At 67.1% G+C, this 13,804-nt stretch carries 21 protein-coding genes and 2 pseudogenes; 10 read left to right on the forward strand and 13 right to left on the reverse strand.

Annotated elements, in window-relative coordinates; genetic code table 11:
* Positions 1 to 164 precede the first annotated feature (164 nt).
* The 3 genes and pseudogenes from DMA15_RS03370 to DMA15_RS03380 form a co-directional block, all read left to right on the forward strand.
* A pseudogene (locus DMA15_RS03370) lies at positions 165 to 299 on the forward strand (TetR family transcriptional regulator); the annotation flags it as partial.
* A 69-nt stretch (positions 300 to 368) separates the two neighbouring features.
* Positions 369 to 1,892, forward strand: coding sequence for a recombinase family protein (locus DMA15_RS03375; protein ID WP_125511161.1), 1,524 nt, complete (start codon positions 369 to 371; stop codon positions 1,890 to 1,892).
* A gap of 663 nt (positions 1,893 to 2,555) precedes the next feature.
* On the forward strand, positions 2,556 to 3,050 hold the full coding sequence (locus tag DMA15_RS03380; protein ID WP_125511162.1) for a hypothetical protein: 495 nt from the start codon (positions 2,556 to 2,558) through the stop codon (positions 3,048 to 3,050).
* Positions 3,051 to 4,018: 968 nt separating this feature from the next.
* Here DMA15_RS03380 and DMA15_RS03385 read toward each other — a convergent pair.
* From DMA15_RS03385 to DMA15_RS03405, 5 genes are all read right to left on the reverse strand, one after another.
* Positions 4,019 to 4,240 carry a hypothetical protein gene (locus DMA15_RS03385; protein WP_125511163.1) on the reverse strand — a complete coding sequence of 74 codons (222 nt, stop codon included), beginning with the start codon at positions 4,238 to 4,240 and terminating at the stop codon, positions 4,019 to 4,021.
* 26 nt (positions 4,241 to 4,266) lie between these two features.
* Positions 4,267 to 4,782 (reverse strand): hypothetical protein, encoded by a 516-nt coding sequence (locus tag DMA15_RS03390; protein WP_125511164.1) that lies wholly within the window; start codon positions 4,780 to 4,782, stop codon positions 4,267 to 4,269.
* 88 nt (positions 4,783 to 4,870) lie between these two features.
* A complete protein-coding gene (locus DMA15_RS03395; protein ID WP_125511165.1) occupies positions 4,871 to 5,065 on the reverse strand; it encodes a hypothetical protein in 195 nt (64 codons plus the stop codon).
* Positions 5,062 to 5,274 carry a hypothetical protein gene (locus DMA15_RS03400; RefSeq protein ID WP_164551679.1) on the reverse strand — a complete coding sequence of 71 codons (213 nt, stop codon included), beginning with the start codon at positions 5,272 to 5,274 and terminating at the stop codon, positions 5,062 to 5,064. The genes DMA15_RS03395 and DMA15_RS03400 overlap by 4 nt, the downstream gene beginning before the upstream one ends.
* Positions 5,271 to 5,537: a hypothetical protein gene (locus DMA15_RS03405; RefSeq protein WP_125511166.1), complete on the reverse strand. Its 267-nt coding sequence runs from the start codon at positions 5,535 to 5,537 to the stop codon at positions 5,271 to 5,273. Before DMA15_RS03405 ends, DMA15_RS03400 begins: the two co-directional genes overlap by 4 nt.
* A 168-nt stretch (positions 5,538 to 5,705) precedes the next feature.
* On the opposite strand from DMA15_RS03405, the gene DMA15_RS03410 reads away from it, so the two are divergent.
* The 6 genes from DMA15_RS03410 to DMA15_RS03435 all read left to right on the forward strand — a co-directional run bounded on the left by DMA15_RS03410 (position 5,706) and on the right by DMA15_RS03435 (position 10,910).
* Positions 5,706 to 6,458, forward strand: coding sequence for a DUF6879 family protein (locus DMA15_RS03410; RefSeq protein WP_125511167.1), 753 nt, complete (start codon positions 5,706 to 5,708; stop codon positions 6,456 to 6,458).
* A 15-nt stretch (positions 6,459 to 6,473) separates the two neighbouring features.
* Entirely contained in the window at positions 6,474 to 7,325 is an 852-nt protein-coding gene (locus tag DMA15_RS03415; protein WP_125511168.1) for a helix-turn-helix transcriptional regulator, read from the forward strand.
* 79 nt (positions 7,326 to 7,404) lie between these two features.
* Entirely contained in the window at positions 7,405 to 8,136 is a 732-nt protein-coding gene (locus DMA15_RS03420) for a GntR family transcriptional regulator (protein ID WP_125511169.1), read from the forward strand.
* Positions 8,137 to 8,372: 236 nt separating this feature from the next.
* The gene (locus DMA15_RS03425; protein ID WP_276314321.1) at positions 8,373 to 8,783 is read left to right on the forward strand and encodes an NUDIX domain-containing protein; all 411 of its coding nucleotides are present in this window, start codon (positions 8,373 to 8,375) and stop codon (positions 8,781 to 8,783) included.
* Positions 8,705 to 9,757, forward strand: coding sequence for a hypothetical protein (locus DMA15_RS03430; RefSeq protein ID WP_125511171.1), 1,053 nt, complete (start codon positions 8,705 to 8,707; stop codon positions 9,755 to 9,757). The genes DMA15_RS03425 and DMA15_RS03430 overlap by 79 nt, the downstream gene beginning before the upstream one ends.
* A gap of 379 nt (positions 9,758 to 10,136) precedes the next feature.
* The gene (locus DMA15_RS03435) at positions 10,137 to 10,910 is read left to right on the forward strand and encodes a GAF and ANTAR domain-containing protein (RefSeq protein ID WP_125511172.1); all 774 of its coding nucleotides are present in this window, start codon (positions 10,137 to 10,139) and stop codon (positions 10,908 to 10,910) included.
* A 99-nt stretch (positions 10,911 to 11,009) separates the two neighbouring features.
* On the opposite strand, the gene DMA15_RS03440 is transcribed toward DMA15_RS03435, so the two are convergent.
* Complete coding sequence (locus DMA15_RS03440) at positions 11,010 to 11,219, reverse strand: hypothetical protein (protein WP_125511173.1); 210 nt, start codon at positions 11,217 to 11,219, stop codon at positions 11,010 to 11,012.
* A complete protein-coding gene (locus tag DMA15_RS03445) occupies positions 11,216 to 11,425 on the reverse strand; it encodes a hypothetical protein (RefSeq protein WP_125511174.1) in 210 nt (69 codons plus the stop codon). The genes DMA15_RS03440 and DMA15_RS03445 overlap by 4 nt, the downstream gene beginning before the upstream one ends.
* A 103-nt stretch (positions 11,426 to 11,528) precedes the next feature.
* Here DMA15_RS03445 and DMA15_RS03450 point away from each other — a divergent pair, with 103 nt between their 5' ends.
* Positions 11,529 to 11,738, forward strand: a complete 210-nt coding sequence (locus DMA15_RS03450; protein ID WP_125511175.1) for a hypothetical protein — start codon at positions 11,529 to 11,531, stop codon at positions 11,736 to 11,738.
* 55 nt (positions 11,739 to 11,793) lie between these two features.
* Here the strand turns inward: DMA15_RS03450 and DMA15_RS03455 are convergent, their stop codons facing one another.
* From DMA15_RS03455 to DMA15_RS03475, 6 genes and pseudogenes are all read right to left on the reverse strand, one after another.
* Positions 11,794 to 12,159, reverse strand: a complete 366-nt coding sequence (locus DMA15_RS03455; protein WP_125511176.1) for a hypothetical protein — start codon at positions 12,157 to 12,159, stop codon at positions 11,794 to 11,796.
* Positions 12,160 to 12,166: 7 nt separating this feature from the next.
* A complete protein-coding gene (locus DMA15_RS37290) occupies positions 12,167 to 12,352 on the reverse strand; it encodes a LysM domain-containing protein (protein WP_240660152.1) in 186 nt (61 codons plus the stop codon).
* Positions 12,326 to 12,910 (reverse strand): annotated as a pseudogene (locus DMA15_RS03460) (N-acetylmuramoyl-L-alanine amidase); the annotation flags it as partial. The gene DMA15_RS37290 and the pseudogene DMA15_RS03460, both read right to left, overlap by 27 nt.
* Positions 12,911 to 12,912: 2 nt before the next feature.
* Positions 12,913 to 13,368, reverse strand: coding sequence for a hypothetical protein (locus DMA15_RS03465; protein WP_125511178.1), 456 nt, complete (start codon positions 13,366 to 13,368; stop codon positions 12,913 to 12,915).
* The gene (locus DMA15_RS03470; RefSeq protein ID WP_125511179.1) at positions 13,358 to 13,537 is read right to left on the reverse strand and encodes a hypothetical protein; all 180 of its coding nucleotides are present in this window, start codon (positions 13,535 to 13,537) and stop codon (positions 13,358 to 13,360) included. The genes DMA15_RS03465 and DMA15_RS03470 overlap by 11 nt, the downstream gene beginning before the upstream one ends.
* A 4-nt stretch (positions 13,538 to 13,541) precedes the next feature.
* Positions 13,542 to 13,793, reverse strand: a complete 252-nt coding sequence (locus tag DMA15_RS03475) for a hypothetical protein (protein ID WP_125511180.1) — start codon at positions 13,791 to 13,793, stop codon at positions 13,542 to 13,544.
* Positions 13,794 to 13,804 lie beyond the last annotated feature (11 nt).

Here is a 13,804-nt window from a genome sequence, read left to right on the forward strand (position 1 = left end):
GCCCACCCGTGCGACCACCGCGAGCCGCGCCGACGGAACGGCGCAGGTGAGGGCGGAGGTCTCGTTCCATCTGAGGTACCTGAGGTCGGCTCTCAAGGGTGGGTGGCTGCCTGGCTTTCGTGCCGCGCAGCGCCCACCCTTTCCTCTTCTCTGTACCTACTAGTATGTACACTGCCTCCATGAGCACTCCGGAGCGTCTGATCGAGTCCACGCGCGAGCTGCTGTGGGAGCGGGGCTATGTCGGTACGAGCCCCAAGGCGATCCAGCAGCACGCGGGCGCGGGCCAGGGCAGCATGTACCAGAACTTGGCGTAGTTTCTTCCCCGAAGCAGCTCCGCCCGACACTGGCCGGGTCTACGCTCCTGGGACATGAACCCGCCTCTGGTCCTGGACAGTTACGCCAGGGAGAGCCGACGCGGCGACAAACGTCGCCTGTCCGTTACCGGACAGCATGCGTCGAACGAACAGCGCATCAGAGATCTCGGGGCGACCCTCGGCCGACGCCTCGACGACCAGGGCAAATCCGCCTGGAACCCCGAAGTGCACCGCGAGGACTGGCACGTCCTGATCGGTCGGCTCACATCCGGCGAGTCGGACGGCGTCGTGATCTTCGATCTTGAGCGGTTCCTGCGTCAGGTCAAGGACGCCGTCCGCATCGTCGATCTGGCGAAGCTCGGCTTCAAGGTCTTCGACTCCGACATGGAGTTCGACCTGATGACGACCAGCGGGCGCGATGCCTTCTACAAACAGGCGGTTGCCGCAGAGACCTACAGCTCGCGTCTTTCCGAGAAGGTGTCCCGCGGCAATCTCCAGCGTGCCGCGAACGGCGAAGGGAAACGCGGGCGGTACCGGGCCCTTGGCTTCGAGGACGACGGCACGACGGTCCGGGAGTCCGAGCGCCCCCACATCCGTGAGGTCGACCGGATGATCCGTCAGGGAGGCAAACCCTGGAGAGAGGCGGTCGCCTACCTGGCGAAGCACGGCATCTTCTCTACGGCCATCAAGCACACCACGGAGTGCCAGGAGACCAAGGATTCCCTCTCCGCGTATCAGCTGCGCAGGTATGCGTGCGAGTGCAAGGGCGAGCCCTTCACGGAGAACGGACTCCAGAAGGCGATGAAGTCCCCCCGCATGGCGGGCTATTCGCGCCTCGGAAAAAACCTGGTCGGCCGGCTGCCCGGTGAGCCGATCCTCGACCCCCCGGATCATCAGGAACTGCTCATGCTCATCACCTCCCGCCGCGGCCGTCCACCGGCCCAGATCTTCCTCTGCACAGGGAAGGTTCCGATGCGCTGCTGGAACTGCGCCACCGTCTTTACTCAGCGGCAGAGTTCTCACGGCGCGAAGTATGCGGACCGGGACGAAGTCAAGCGTACGTATCTGTGTGACAAGACAGCAGGCGGCTGCGGGAAGACGATCGCCGACCGGTACGTCCTGGACGGGCACGTGCGCGACTCCGTCGTGGAGGAGCTGTCCAGCGCGGAGAGTGCGGAGGAGCTGAAGCGCCAGCGCGAGCAGAAGATGGTTCAGCGCGCCCCCTTCGAGAAGGAGGTCACTCGCCTCACCCGAATCCGCGACCACTGGGACCGGCAACTGAACGAGGGTGCGGAGGATATGACGATCGAGCGTCACACGTTTTTGGTGTCCGACCTCAATCGCAAGATCAAGGAGCAGAAGGCGAAGCTGCGGGAGATCGGCGAAGCGCTCGCGGCCCCACCCGAAGCCGAATCTCGCGAGGCGGTCCTGCGCAAGTGGGAAGCGGCTGGCCCGGAGGGGCAGCGCGCCATGTTCAAGCAGGCCTTCTCCGGACGGCCCTTCTACGTCATGCCCGGGTCATCACTTGATACCGACATCCTCGACAGGATCAAGGCCCGGCCTAGGCTGAGTGCCTGAGGTCGGACGGCTCAACGTCGATCAATTCGTACTCCTGGACAAGACGCTGGCGCGCTTCATCGGATATGGGCGGGAATTGCGCAAGCATTTCCCTGAGACGACGCCGGTAGTCGGCCTCCTCTTCGTCGCTTCGCATCTTCCCTCCCTGCCGCGTCATGCGCCCAGTGCTGGGGTACCGGAAGTAACTGCTGGTCGCAGCGCGGCCAGAGTGTAGACAGCATCGCTAAGTTATGCAGATTTTTGCGTCAAAACAGGGCACGTGCCGGTAAGGCACGGCTAGCCTTAGCGGGTTAGCCAATGCCTCACAGCGCGTGACGGCTCCACCGGATGGCGAAGATCCGGCGTTTGATCCACCCCATGCGTCAGATGGTGATGCAGTGAAGGGGCCGTAGAGCTATGGTCAACTCCGCAGCGCCGCCAGACGTCTGAACCACTGACCAGGTCTTGATCCTTGACCCGTCACGCATGGGAGGATCTGTGCCACCCCCACGCCGAAGAGGGCGACCGTCCCAAGATCCGCATCTGTGCAGCGGCAGGGACTCACCCGTCCGGTGCGCCAATTGCGGCAGCCACCTGTCCGCCACCGTCCATCAGCGGGGCGCGACGTACGGGGACGGCGAGGTCCGCCGTCACTACCGGTCCCTGAAACCCCCGGGGTGCGGCATGACGGTCGCGGACCAGCGGGCGCTGGACAAAGCCATCGGCGACATGACGCTTCAGCGGCTGGCCGACCCCCAGCAGCTCGCCATGGTCAGGAAGATCCAGGCGGAACACCGCGCGCAGCGGGGGCCGCACGAGGAGGAGATCACCCGGCGCGAAGAGATCCGGTCCTACTGGGACCGGCGGCTCAACAGCGGGGTGATCACCATCGATCAGCACGCCGAAGCGGTGGCCGAACTGGACGCTGTCATCACTTCCGCCCGCGCGGCCCTCGCCCACCTGGCCACCGTGCCGGTCCCGGACTTCGACGACCGCACGGCCGGCGAGATCGCTGCGGGCTGGGCATCGGCCACCCCCATGCAGAGGTACCGCGATCTCAGGAGGGTCTGGTGCGGGTTCCAGATCTTCGTGACACCCGGCCCGTCCACCGACACCGAGGACCAGGTGCGCCGCCGGATCTCGCGCCCTAAGCGGATTCCGTCCGCAGCTCCTCTGTGACCGCAGGCTCGCCCGTGATCAGCTCATGGATGCACTCCAGGTCTTCGACGTCCTCGCGGTCCATCGGCGCCAGCCCCTGCACCATTCCGCGCGCCCACTCTTCGTTGCTTTCGGCCCCGGTCGGCACAGTGCACTCCTCAGTTGCTGGATCAGAGCTGAAGACGGCGGGGTCCTGGCCGCTCCTCATGCGCAGTGGGGGTGCGCTACGAGTACCCCGGACCACCATCGAAGGTGCACGGCCAAGCCGTGTCCGGGGCGATGATGAGCGCGCGTCGTGATCACCAACACCGTTTTACGGGACGGGCGGCCCGGGGTGACCACGACGCTGCGTTCATCGTTTTCGCTTGTGCTGCCTGATCTTTGTTCTCACGTGGTCGTCACGCTTTCGCCGACCCCCCTACCTGTGGTCATTACAGGGGGCGCAGGGCCCGGGATCAGGAAGACCCGGCATGCCCTCCCGGCGTCTGCGCCGGGTGCTTACATGTGCCCTCGCGCCCCCAGTCAGCAGGGAGTCCGGGTTGCCCTCAGTCCCATCACGTCGGCTCCACACCGCACACAGGAACAGTCGGGTTGATCGCCCACCGCCAGTGGAGGAATTAACCGCTGCCGGTGTGGTGCCCCATATTCCTCCACATGGTCCGCGTGTCAACAAGTCCCGCGATGTCCGGTTCATGATTCCCTCGCCCTCCCTGGCCGCCCTTGGGTCGCAACGTCCGTAACGTTCGCCGGTTCTGACACCACGCCAGTCGCACCGAAGTACATGGCCAGCCCGAGGCGGAGCGGGCCAGCCACGTGCGCATATGCCACCGTTCCACTGTGCACAGGACAGAGTCAGGGGGTGCGGTAGATATATGCGGGCGCCCCGCTCACACCCCGTGTGAACCGGTCTGAGGTATGAGGCGCATCTACGCCAAACAGCCGTGCCCCCACTCCCCCCGCAAGGGGAGCAAGGACACGGCTGTTTGCGTTCAGGCGCGGTCCGGGACGACGAAGCCCCGGACCGCGGTGCCGGTCGGCGGCCTGCCTGCCGACTCGGCCAGACGCTGCCGCGAGACGTCGGTGATGTCCTGTTGCGACATCTCGTCGTAGATCCGCCACTCGCCGGCCGGATCGTCCACCGGGGCCGCAACGCCGGGCATGCCGCACAGACTGAGCAGGCGCTGAAGATGACGCGCTTGATCCTCGTTCATACGGCCAGCGTACGGCCCCGGCTCCATCAGTTCACCGGCGGCTGCGGCGTCGGCATGGGACGGATCGTGCACTCCGGCGCGTGCTGGCACTTCGCCGCCACGGAGACCAGAGTCCGGTCATCGGGGGCACTCCACAGCTCGGCGTCCGCCGTATAGCCGCACCGGGCGATCACGCGGCGCGTGCGGTCCAGGATCTCGGGGTCGTAGTGCGTCGGATCCCATCCCGGGTAGTGGTGCACGAAGTTGCCGAGTCGCTCGCACAGCTCCGCGTACATCGCCGTGTGCAGGATCAGCGCATGCCAGCCCTCATCGACGATGCGCGAGGGAGCGAGCGCCTCGGCCGGGTGCGCCGCGCAGGCCATCACGAATTTCAGGGCCTCCTCAACGATGCGGCCTGCCATCTCCTCGGGCATGTCCGGGTTGGCGTCCATCACCGTGCTGCGGCAGCTCGTGAACTGCGCATCGGTGATCAGTATGCGGGGGATCACCGGATCCGGCCCGCCGGGCGGATCGGGCGGCAGCGGGTAGGGGGGAGTCGACATAATGGACCTTCCTTCCTTCGGGGAGGGTTGGCCCGCCCCGGCCGTCCGCTTCCAGGCAAGGCGGCCGGGGCGGGGGTTCATATGCGGGTCACGACGACCTGCACGGCGGATCGCACGCCCACAGCTCCGCGCTCTGCTTGCGCCCCACGCGGTCCCGGTAGCTGACCGTGCCTAGCAGGCGGTCACGGAACAGGCGGGAGCCGCACAGCGCGCACGCCTGCTCGGTCAGCTGAAGATTGCTCAGCGTCCGGGGGTCCGGCAGGACCGGTGCGTCCGTGGTCACGGTGTCCGCCCGGGCTCCGCGTAGCGTGCGGGCGTCTGCACGATTTCGTGCTCCATGGCGGGCCGGACGTACGCCGGATCAGCGTCCCACTCGCGCCCGCCGCCCGGAGGGCGGAGCTGAAGGCGGGCGCCCTGGTGATCCATCACGCGGCCCAGGCGCTGCCGTGCGGTGTCGATGACCATGGCGCCGGTTTCCCAATCGGTGGTCATGTCTTGCCCCCTTGGCGGAGCGCTTCGAGTTCTTTCTTCAGGGCCCCGACCTCGACAGCCAGCCGTCGGCCCCGCATCAGTTCGTTGGCCAGCCGGGCGGCCACGTCCGGGCGGACGCGCCCAAGGTTCACGAGCCCGAGGTGCGGCGAGCCGTAATCGACTCCGAGGGAGGGGAAGACGATCCCCGCCTCGGCGAGAGCGTCGCGCACCGCCTCCGTAGCCATGTACGGATCTGCTTCCTGCGGCTCATGCGTAGTGGCCATGAACTGGACGCTAGAGAGCGCCTGTTCGCGGCGCCACAGAATGTTCTCGGATGTTCTCCAGATCTGGCTCAATGTTCTCTGGTGTTCTCACGCAGGCGGCGAGAGCCTGTGGTGCAGGGTCCGGTGCGCAGCCATCCTGGGTTGATCAACGTCCCTTGAAAGGACACGATCATGAGGCGACTGCGCTTCACCGGGACCGACAGCAAGAACGGCGGCTGCCCCGCACTGCACGACGACCTGGACACGGGCGAGATCATCGTCCAGGGGCAGCCGCTCACCGACCGCGACGACCTGGCGCAGCTCCAGTACTTCGGAGCCGACGACGCCGCGGTCGTCGTCCCGCGCCAGCTGCTCGCCAACTGGGCACCGAAGGAGACGGAACGCGTGCCAGAGCTGATCAGTCCGGAAGAGTTCGGCCGCCTCTTCGAGACGTTCGAGCACACGGCCTGGCACCTGGAGACGCGGCGCGGCTACGCGTCCGACCGGGAAGACCCTGACTTCGGGGCCTTCCTCTCGACAGGCCGCGTCACCTGGGATCTGGACAGCGCATGGAACCGGAACATCCGCGACCAGGTGGACAGCGGCAAGCGGGTCGGCCGCGTGCGCGTCGTGGACAATCCGCCGACCGACGGGCAGCGGTTCCTGCTCGGCTACGGTGCCGTGAACGTGGCGTCGGGCGAGGACGTCGGCTGCTTGTGGCGGGCCGACGCACAGCGGATCAGCCTGCCCGAAGAAGACTTCTGGATCTTCGACTCCCGGCTTGTCGCCGTCCTGCACTTCGACGAAGGCGACGTGCTGACGAGTATCGAGACCATCACGGAGCCCGCCGAAGTCGTGCGGTACTCCATGGCGCGTGACGCCGCCGTGCATCACGCCATCCCGTACAAGGACTTCGTGGCGCAGGTATCCGCGACCGAGTGACAGCGAGCGTGACCGGTGAGCACCGACTACCAGCAGGCGAGGGAAGCCCTCGGACAGCGCCTGAAGGAACTGCGCGTTCAGCGCCCCGGGGGCAGGCTCACCGGTCCGCAGCTCGCCGGCCTGCTCGGCTGGCCGCACTCCAAGATCTACAAACTCGAAGGCGGCAAGCAGACCGCGACTCGGGAAGATCTGCGGGCATGGGCGGACACCACCGGCCGCCCCGAAGCCTTCGGTGAACTCGCCGCGCGGCTCTCAGGATTCGAGACCCAGATCCGCTCATGGCGACGGCAGCTCGCGAACGGACACCGGCCCGTGCAGGAACGCTGGAACGCGCAGATCGAGCGCACCGCAGTCATCCACGCCTGGGAAGAATCGGCCATCCCCGGCATGCTCCAGAACGCCGACTACGCCCGGCACGTCTTCGCACGGTACGCCGACCTGCACGGCTCCGCCCGCGACATCGAGGAAGCCGTCCGCTCCCGCGCGCAGCGCCAGGAATGGCTGTTCCAGGCCGGTCACCGGTTCCGCGTCATCATCTGGGAGGCGGCACTGCGCTCCCTCATCTGCCCGCCTTCGGTACTGGCCGCACAGCTCGACCGGCTGGCCGGGGTCATAGGCGTCGACACCGTCGAACTAGGGATCATCCCCTTCACCGCCTCCGTCAAGATCGCCCCAGCCAACGGCTTCTGGATCCTGGACGAACGCCTCGTCATCGCGGAGGACTGGCACGCAGAACTGTGGCTCGACGACGCCGACAGCATCGCGCTGTACGCGAAGGTCTGGCGCACCCTGCGCGAGTCCGCCGTCTACGGCGCCGACGCACACAACATCATCAACGCCGCGCGGCGCGCGCTGACTTCACGCTAAATGCGGATGCGCTGTTGACGTCGCCGCCCCTGTCCCCGGAGCATGACTACTGGACCAGTCCACTAGTAGGGGATGGATCATGGCACTGCCCAAGTACGACCAGATTGCAGCTGACTTGCGCGGCAGGATCGTCCGCGGAGAACTCGCAGCCGGCGACGCCCTGCCTTCCGAGCGCGAGCTGACGGAGCGCTGGGGTGTCGCCCGCGCCACGGTTGTGCGCGCGCTGGACGTCCTGCGCCAGGAAGCACTGATCGAAACCAAGCAGGGCACCGGCTCCCTCGTCCGCGAGCGCACCGCCCTGGCCCGCACCGCGGGCGAGCGCTACGCCAAGGCGGCCACCACCGGGACCATCTACACAGCAGGCGAGTACGCAGAGATCCTCGCTGCCGAGAAGGCATCCGCGCCCGAGGACGTCGCAACCGCACTCGACGTCGATGCCGGGGCCACCGTCGTGCGCCGCCACCGCGTCACCTACGAGGGCGACACGCCCGTAGCCACCTCGCAGAGCTGGTTCACGGCCGATGTCGGGGAGGCGGCTCCCCGGCTGTTGCAGCGCGAGCGCATCCAAGAGGGCACCACCCGCTACGCGGAGCGCGAGACGGGCCGCCGCGCGCACACGGGCCGGAGCTGGTGGACCGCACGTCTGGCGACAGAGGCCGAGCGGGAGCAGCTGCGCCTGGAAGAGCCTGCCGCCGTACGCGAAGAGCGCCACATCACCTACGACACCGAAGGGCGCGCGCTGGCCTACGAGGTGGACATCAGCCCCGGTGGACGATGGACACGGACGGAAGAGTTTTCCATGAGCGAGTGACAGGCCGTCAACTCTGCACAGGACCCCCGCTTTTGGCGGGGGTTTCTTCGTGCGCAACCTCTTGACCTGACTAGTCCACCGGTCCACCATGCAAGTAGGAACTCCTTGCCGAGCGCGGCGTTTGGCCGACTCGCCCCGGATGCGCCATTGTGGTCCGCCTCACCTTCCGACTCCCGGAAAGAAGGCCGAAGTTGAAGAAGATCCTTGCTGGTCTGTGGCGGGCTCTCAGGGGCCCGATGCAGTGGCGCATCCTGTGGTTCGCGCACGCCAAGTTCATGGTCGGCGTCACTGGTGTCGTCCGCGACGACCAGGGGCGCGTCCTCCTGCTGCGCCACCGGATGTGGCCCCCTGAGCGGCCCTGGGGGCTGCCCACCGGATACGCGGTCAAGGGCGAGGAGTTCCCGCTCACCATCGCCCGCGAGGTGGAAGAGGAGACCGGTCTGCACGTCAAGGCCGGACGGCTCGTGCACCTCAAGAGCGGTTACAAGCTCCGGGTCGAAGTGGCCTACGAGGCCATGCTGACCGGGGGAACCCTCAAGATCGACGAGTTCGAAATCCTGGAGGCGAAATGGCACTCTCCGGACTCCCTGCCCGACGGGCTACAGGAGTCACACCGGGCTCTGATCCTCGGCACCACGAGGGTCTGAGCCTCGCCCCGAACGAGCACCTGACCGGTGACCCCGGTCCGCTCACGGAGGCGCTCGCGCACCTGCGGGCAACGCCTCAGCCGCTCACCGCCCAGCACCCCGACCACACGTTCGTCACCGCGCCGCTGGCCGTACGTCAGTGCGGAGCGGACGCGGGACTCTTCCACGACGGCGCCGCCCAGCTTCGGCGGCGTTACGCGGACCTGGGGCTGACCGACCTCCTGCCGCTCGACCGCGTCCACGTCGCCGTGCACTCCGCGAGGACAGGCGCTTTCGGCGGCTTCCACCACCCTGATCAGGGATACCGTCATCTTCAGATGCGGGCCGTCGTCACCATGTACGGCGACCTGACCGCAGACGGACCCCCCTCCCCCGCGCTCGCCGCACTCGACCTGCTCAGGGCGTACGCGCACGACTGCCTCCACTACGGGTCGGCCCGCACCTACCAGATGCGTGACGGCGCCGTCATCCGTACGCAGTACGGCGTCAACTTCCGGCGCGTGGGCGGGCGCACCTACTCCGCACCGGACCTGACGGGAACCACCGGAACCCGCAACCTCGGGGTCGTCATGGAAGGAGCGTGCGACCGCGAGGCCCGCGTCATCACCCGGCACGTCGCAGCCCAGCACCGCATCTCGGCAGACAGTGGCATCGACGCCTACGCGCTGCGGGACGTGACCGGGCAGCACACCACCATCGAGGCGCCGCCCGGCCTCAGCACAGAGCAGGCGGCGTACCTCACCTCAATGGCGAAGTACGAGGCAGGCGTCGACGCGCGGTACGTCGCCTTCCTCGCGGACATCGGCGGCGCCGAACAGGAGGACCTGCATTCATTGATCCTCGCCAGCATGATCAGCGGTGACCTCGTGCCGCTGTGCACATGGCTGGACCGCAGGCACGGACCGGGCAGCTTCGCAGCCCTGTTCATGTCGCCGCTCTATCTCGGCAACACGGAGATGGTGCTCGCGAGCTAGCGCGCACAACGAAGCCCGGCGCCAGTGAGGGGCGCCGGGCTTCACTCATGCCCCTACCCAGCCTCCCGCGCGCTTCACTCCCTCGACGGCAGTCATACGCTTCGTCGGTTGGGGAGGTTCGAGCGGAAGCCGTTTCGCCGCGCGCTGAGGAGCCGCTATACACGTCGCCGCATGATCGGACGCTATGACAACGGAAGGCGTGGTCGGCGAGGCAGCAAGGCGTATCCGCAGTCGGCGTCTTTGTGCCGATGGACCCCGCCCAGCCTGGTGCTGGGGTAATTTGTGATAGGTCAGACCGCGTCCGGGTGGTATCCCACCCAGTCCCCGTAGTGTGCTTCCGGTTCCGGTCCAGAACTCTCATCCGGCCGGAGGCTGCCTCATGTCACCGTCAACGCTGCCTGATCACGACGGCGCGGGCGGACCGTCGCGCGAGGCCAGGATCACTGCCGCGCTCATCGACCTCGCCGACACCCTCGTCGCCGACTTCGACCCCGCCGACTTCCTCTACCGGGTCACCGAACACTGCATGAACCTTCTGGACATCGGCGACGCCGGCGTGATGCTCGCCGTCGGCACCGGGCCCTTGCGCCTGGTCGCCGCGACCTCAGAAAGCGTCCGCCTGGTGGAACTCTTCGAACTCGACGCCAAAGAGGGCCCCTGCTTCACCGCCTTCCACACAGCCACCCCCGTCGAGCACACCCTCCTAACCTCCCCCTCGCCGCTCTGGCCGCGCTTCAGCGCCCGCGCGCGCCGATCCGGTTACGCCTTCGTCTACGCCGCGCCCGTCCTCTTGCGCAGCCAGACCATCGGCGTACTGAACCTCTTCCGCCGCGACCCGGGCCCCATGTCCGAAGCCGACCGGTCCCTCGCCCGGGCCCTGGCCGACGTGACCGCCATCTCGCTGCTCCAGCAGACCGCTCTCGACCATCACCGCACCGTACAAAGCCAACTGCAACAGGCTCTGGACACCCGCACCATCATCGAACAGGCCAAAGGGTTCCTGGCCGCCCGCCACGGCATCGACCCCGATACCGCCTTCCAGCGGATGCGCGCCCACGCCCGCCACCAGCAAATCCGCATCGCCAACCTCGCCCGCGCCATTCTCGACGAAGTCGAAACCCTCCCCCCACCCATCGACGACACAGGATCCTGAGCGCCCGGCCGCGAACCCAATTGCGCGGGGGTTTTCCTGTGAGGTGCGGATATTCCGTGCCATGGGGGGCGCGAAACGGATGTACCTGTGGACAACCGGTCACCAGGCCAGCCGGTATGGCTGGCCCGCTTCCCGCACCACGACGCCCCGCGCTTCGAGCCGGTGCAGTTGGTAGTGCACGGCCGATTTGCTGGACAGGCCGACACAGCCGCCGATCTCGCTGAGCGAGGGGTAATCTCCCCTCTCCGCGACCCACTCGCGGATGCACCTCACGATCTGCTCCTGCCGCTCAGTGAGGTGGTCGATCACGACGCCCGCATCTCCGTACGCGCCAGTCGGTGCAGCTCCATACGGGCCGCAGGACTGCGCAGCCGCGGATGGGAGTTCAGCGTCGCGGACAAGCGGATCAGGCGCCGCCGCAGGGCAGTGCGCCCTGGCTGGTCGGCCAGCAGCTGGTACGTACGGATCCACTCCTGCTGGGTGCGGATGAGGTCGTCGGGGATGGTGTGGCGCATGCCTCCGATTAGAGCGCGTGTTCGATTTCCGTCGCAAATCGTGCGTGCAGTGGCCACCGAGCGAGGCCTGAGTACCGTCGTCTGGCAAAGGGAGGGGGACGTCATGGTGACGTTTGACCCGGACAAGAAGGCGACCAAGCGCACCTGGCTGCGGCGGATCTTCGGCCTTAACCCGGCAGCCGATGTGCGACGCGCACGGCTCGATCACCGGGATGCCGCAGCGACGATCAATGAGAACAAGGCGAAGATCAAGAAAGCCCGCAGCGACAAGGCCTACGTCAAGCAGCTGAAGAAGGACGGCACGCTGCGGTAAACGCAAAAGAAGCCCCCTCCACCCGAAGGCGAAGGGGGCTTCTGGCTGCGCTGGATCAGACCGACTGCACCGGGTGCGCAGGCACCAGCGGGTCGATCTTCGGGATGGGCGAGACCTGGCCTCGGGTCAGGAACATCAGCCCGGCGATGACGATGCCGTTGACCGACGCCACGACGCCATCGGATACGTCGAAGCCGAATGCGGCGACCGTCGATGCGACCACCGCGACCAGGCCCGTGAAGGCAGCCGGGGCGATGGGGCGGGTCAGCGCTGCGGCGATGGCCGCGAACACCGCACTGATGGCGGCGACCACCCATCCGGCCTGCGCACTGGACAGGCCGACATTGAACGCGACGACCAGCGAGAGGATCGCGCCGACGGAGTTCACGATCAGCGCGGGCTCTCTGCCGAACACCTTCATGACTGCCTCACTTCTTAGGGATCTTCAGGACCAGACCCGGGTAGATCCGGTACGGGGTCTTCAAGCCGTTGGCCCTGGCGATCTCGGGCCACCGCACGTCGAGAAGCGCGCCGATGCTGGACAACGTTTCGCCGGGGCGCACCGTGTGGGTGGAGGGCGACGGAGCGAGGCGGCGCTTGATGCGCTCGCGCATGCCGCCCATCGTGAAGCCACGCGGGTCGACCTTGCCCGGCTGCCACTCCAGGTGGCCGATCACCGAGCGCTGCGTCCAGCCGTGATGGCGGCAGATCGCCGCGGACACCCGCTCGATCGCGAGCAGCTGCGCCGCCGGCCACGGGTCGCGGCCGTCGCCGAGGTTCTCGCACTCGAAGCCGTAGAAGTGGCGGTTGCCGTCGGTGTTCGCCTCGTTGGCAACGGGCAGCGCGGTCTCGCTCTTCACGGCGCGCAGCACGTCGTCGTCTCCCGAGCCGGCGTGGTTGGCACGGCCGTAGCCGACCAGGTGGACCGTGCCGCTCTTGGCGATGACGCCATGGCAGAGAGGGCCGGGCAGTCCGGCGTAGCCGCGGCGGCAGATGTCCACCGTGCGGGCACTGCCCGACGTCACCGTGTGATGGATCATCACGCCGTGGACCGGGCCCCACCCACCGACGTGATTGCGGTTGTGCACCTTCCAGTCGCCGACCTGGACGACGGCTACACCCTCGTCCTTCAGGGCTTCAAGAAAATGCGCAGCAGTCATGGGCGGTGCCATCGCTACCCCCTATTGAATTCGGCGCAATTCAGCACCTGGTAACCCTCGGTCATTACCTCAAAGGCGTGGTCGTACTTCTCCGGGTCCGGGGCACGCTCGCGGCCCTGGGGAGACTTCAGGTCAATTAGCACCTGGTAGAGCGGGCACAAAGCTTTCTGCCGCTGCGTGGTCTGCGCCATATCCAGGCGCTGAGTCAGTGCGTCTATACGAGCCGTGTTGTTATTCACCTGAAGCAGGCCGACCGCCATCGCAGCTGTGAGCGCCACGTCCAGAAGGAACCCGGCGACGACGACAAGAATCATCCGACGGTTCTGCTGAGACCTTTTCGTCAGAGAAGTGAACTGGCGCCCTGCGTCATCGCCCAGCTCTTCGAGTTCTTCGAGCAGTGCTGCGGCTGCGGCTGCCAGCCGGTCCACCGGATCCAGCCCGGGGTCCGGGGGCTGTGGGTCACGCGTCATTGCCGCTGCCTCCCTCTGCCGGAGGTCTCGCCTCGTCGCGCAGCAGGCGCACTTCGGTGACGAGTTCCTCAGAAAAGTTCCTGAGCCGGGCGGCCGTCCTCAGCAGTTCTTTGCGCAGCCGCTCCGATTCGGCAATCAGCCGGTCACCCGATAGGTCGTGCCTCGCCATAAGCTCAGCTCCTGCGTACCGCGGCCAGGGCATCACCGACGGCACGGTTGGCATCGGCAATGGCCTGAGCCGCGACGGCGATTGTCCCGATGTACTCACTTCGCACCGCCTCGTTTAGTTTGCGCAGCTCCTCCTCCAGGCGGTCGGCCCGCTCCGCCTCCCTGTCGACCGCCGCCTGAAGCCGTGTGAACAGAACGCGCACCGCGGCGATCGCCATAATGGCGACGCCACCGACCGCGCCGTACTGGATAAGCACCCCTGTAACCG

The sequence above is a fragment of the Streptomyces sp. WAC 01529 genome, from assembly GCF_003945545.1.
Classification (GTDB): domain Bacteria; phylum Actinomycetota; class Actinomycetes; order Streptomycetales; family Streptomycetaceae; genus Streptomyces; species Streptomyces anatolicus.

Bases quoted from the DNA above. Each gene is read 5' to 3' on its own strand.
- DMA15_RS03455 (WP_125511176.1), bottom strand. From the start codon at position 12,159: ATGAAGGTGTTCGGCAGAGAGCCCGCGCTGATCGTGAACTCCGTCGGC.
- DMA15_RS03445 (WP_125511174.1), bottom strand. From the start codon at position 11,425: ATGCGCCACACCATCCCCGACGACCTCATCCGCACCCAGCAGGAGTGG.
- DMA15_RS03430 (WP_125511171.1), top strand. From the start codon at position 8,705: ATGGCACTCTCCGGACTCCCTGCCCGACGGGCTACAGGAGTCACACCG.
- DMA15_RS03465 (WP_125511178.1), bottom strand. From the start codon at position 13,368: ATGACGCGTGACCCACAGCCCCCGGACCCCGGGCTGGATCCGGTGGAC.
- DMA15_RS03425 (WP_276314321.1), top strand. From the start codon at position 8,373: ATGCAGTGGCGCATCCTGTGGTTCGCGCACGCCAAGTTCATGGTCGGC.
- DMA15_RS03400 (WP_164551679.1), bottom strand. From the start codon at position 5,274: ATGACCACCGATTGGGAAACCGGCGCCATGGTCATCGACACCGCACGG.
- DMA15_RS03450 (WP_125511175.1), top strand. From the start codon at position 11,529: ATGGTGACGTTTGACCCGGACAAGAAGGCGACCAAGCGCACCTGGCTG.
- DMA15_RS03390 (WP_125511164.1), bottom strand. From the start codon at position 4,782: ATGTCGACTCCCCCCTACCCGCTGCCGCCCGATCCGCCCGGCGGGCCG.
- DMA15_RS03470 (WP_125511179.1), bottom strand. From the start codon at position 13,537: ATGGCGAGGCACGACCTATCGGGTGACCGGCTGATTGCCGAATCGGAG.
- DMA15_RS03435 (WP_125511172.1), top strand. From the start codon at position 10,137: ATGTCACCGTCAACGCTGCCTGATCACGACGGCGCGGGCGGACCGTCG.
- DMA15_RS03385 (WP_125511163.1), bottom strand. From the start codon at position 4,240: ATGAACGAGGATCAAGCGCGTCATCTTCAGCGCCTGCTCAGTCTGTGC.
- DMA15_RS03420 (WP_125511169.1), top strand. From the start codon at position 7,405: ATGGCACTGCCCAAGTACGACCAGATTGCAGCTGACTTGCGCGGCAGG.
- DMA15_RS37290 (WP_240660152.1), bottom strand. From the start codon at position 12,352: ATGCGCGAGCGCATCAAGCGCCGCCTCGCTCCGTCGCCCTCCACCCAC.
- DMA15_RS03405 (WP_125511166.1), bottom strand. From the start codon at position 5,537: ATGGCCACTACGCATGAGCCGCAGGAAGCAGATCCGTACATGGCTACG.
- DMA15_RS03375 (WP_125511161.1), top strand. From the start codon at position 369: ATGAACCCGCCTCTGGTCCTGGACAGTTACGCCAGGGAGAGCCGACGC.
- DMA15_RS03380 (WP_125511162.1), top strand. From the start codon at position 2,556: ATGACGGTCGCGGACCAGCGGGCGCTGGACAAAGCCATCGGCGACATG.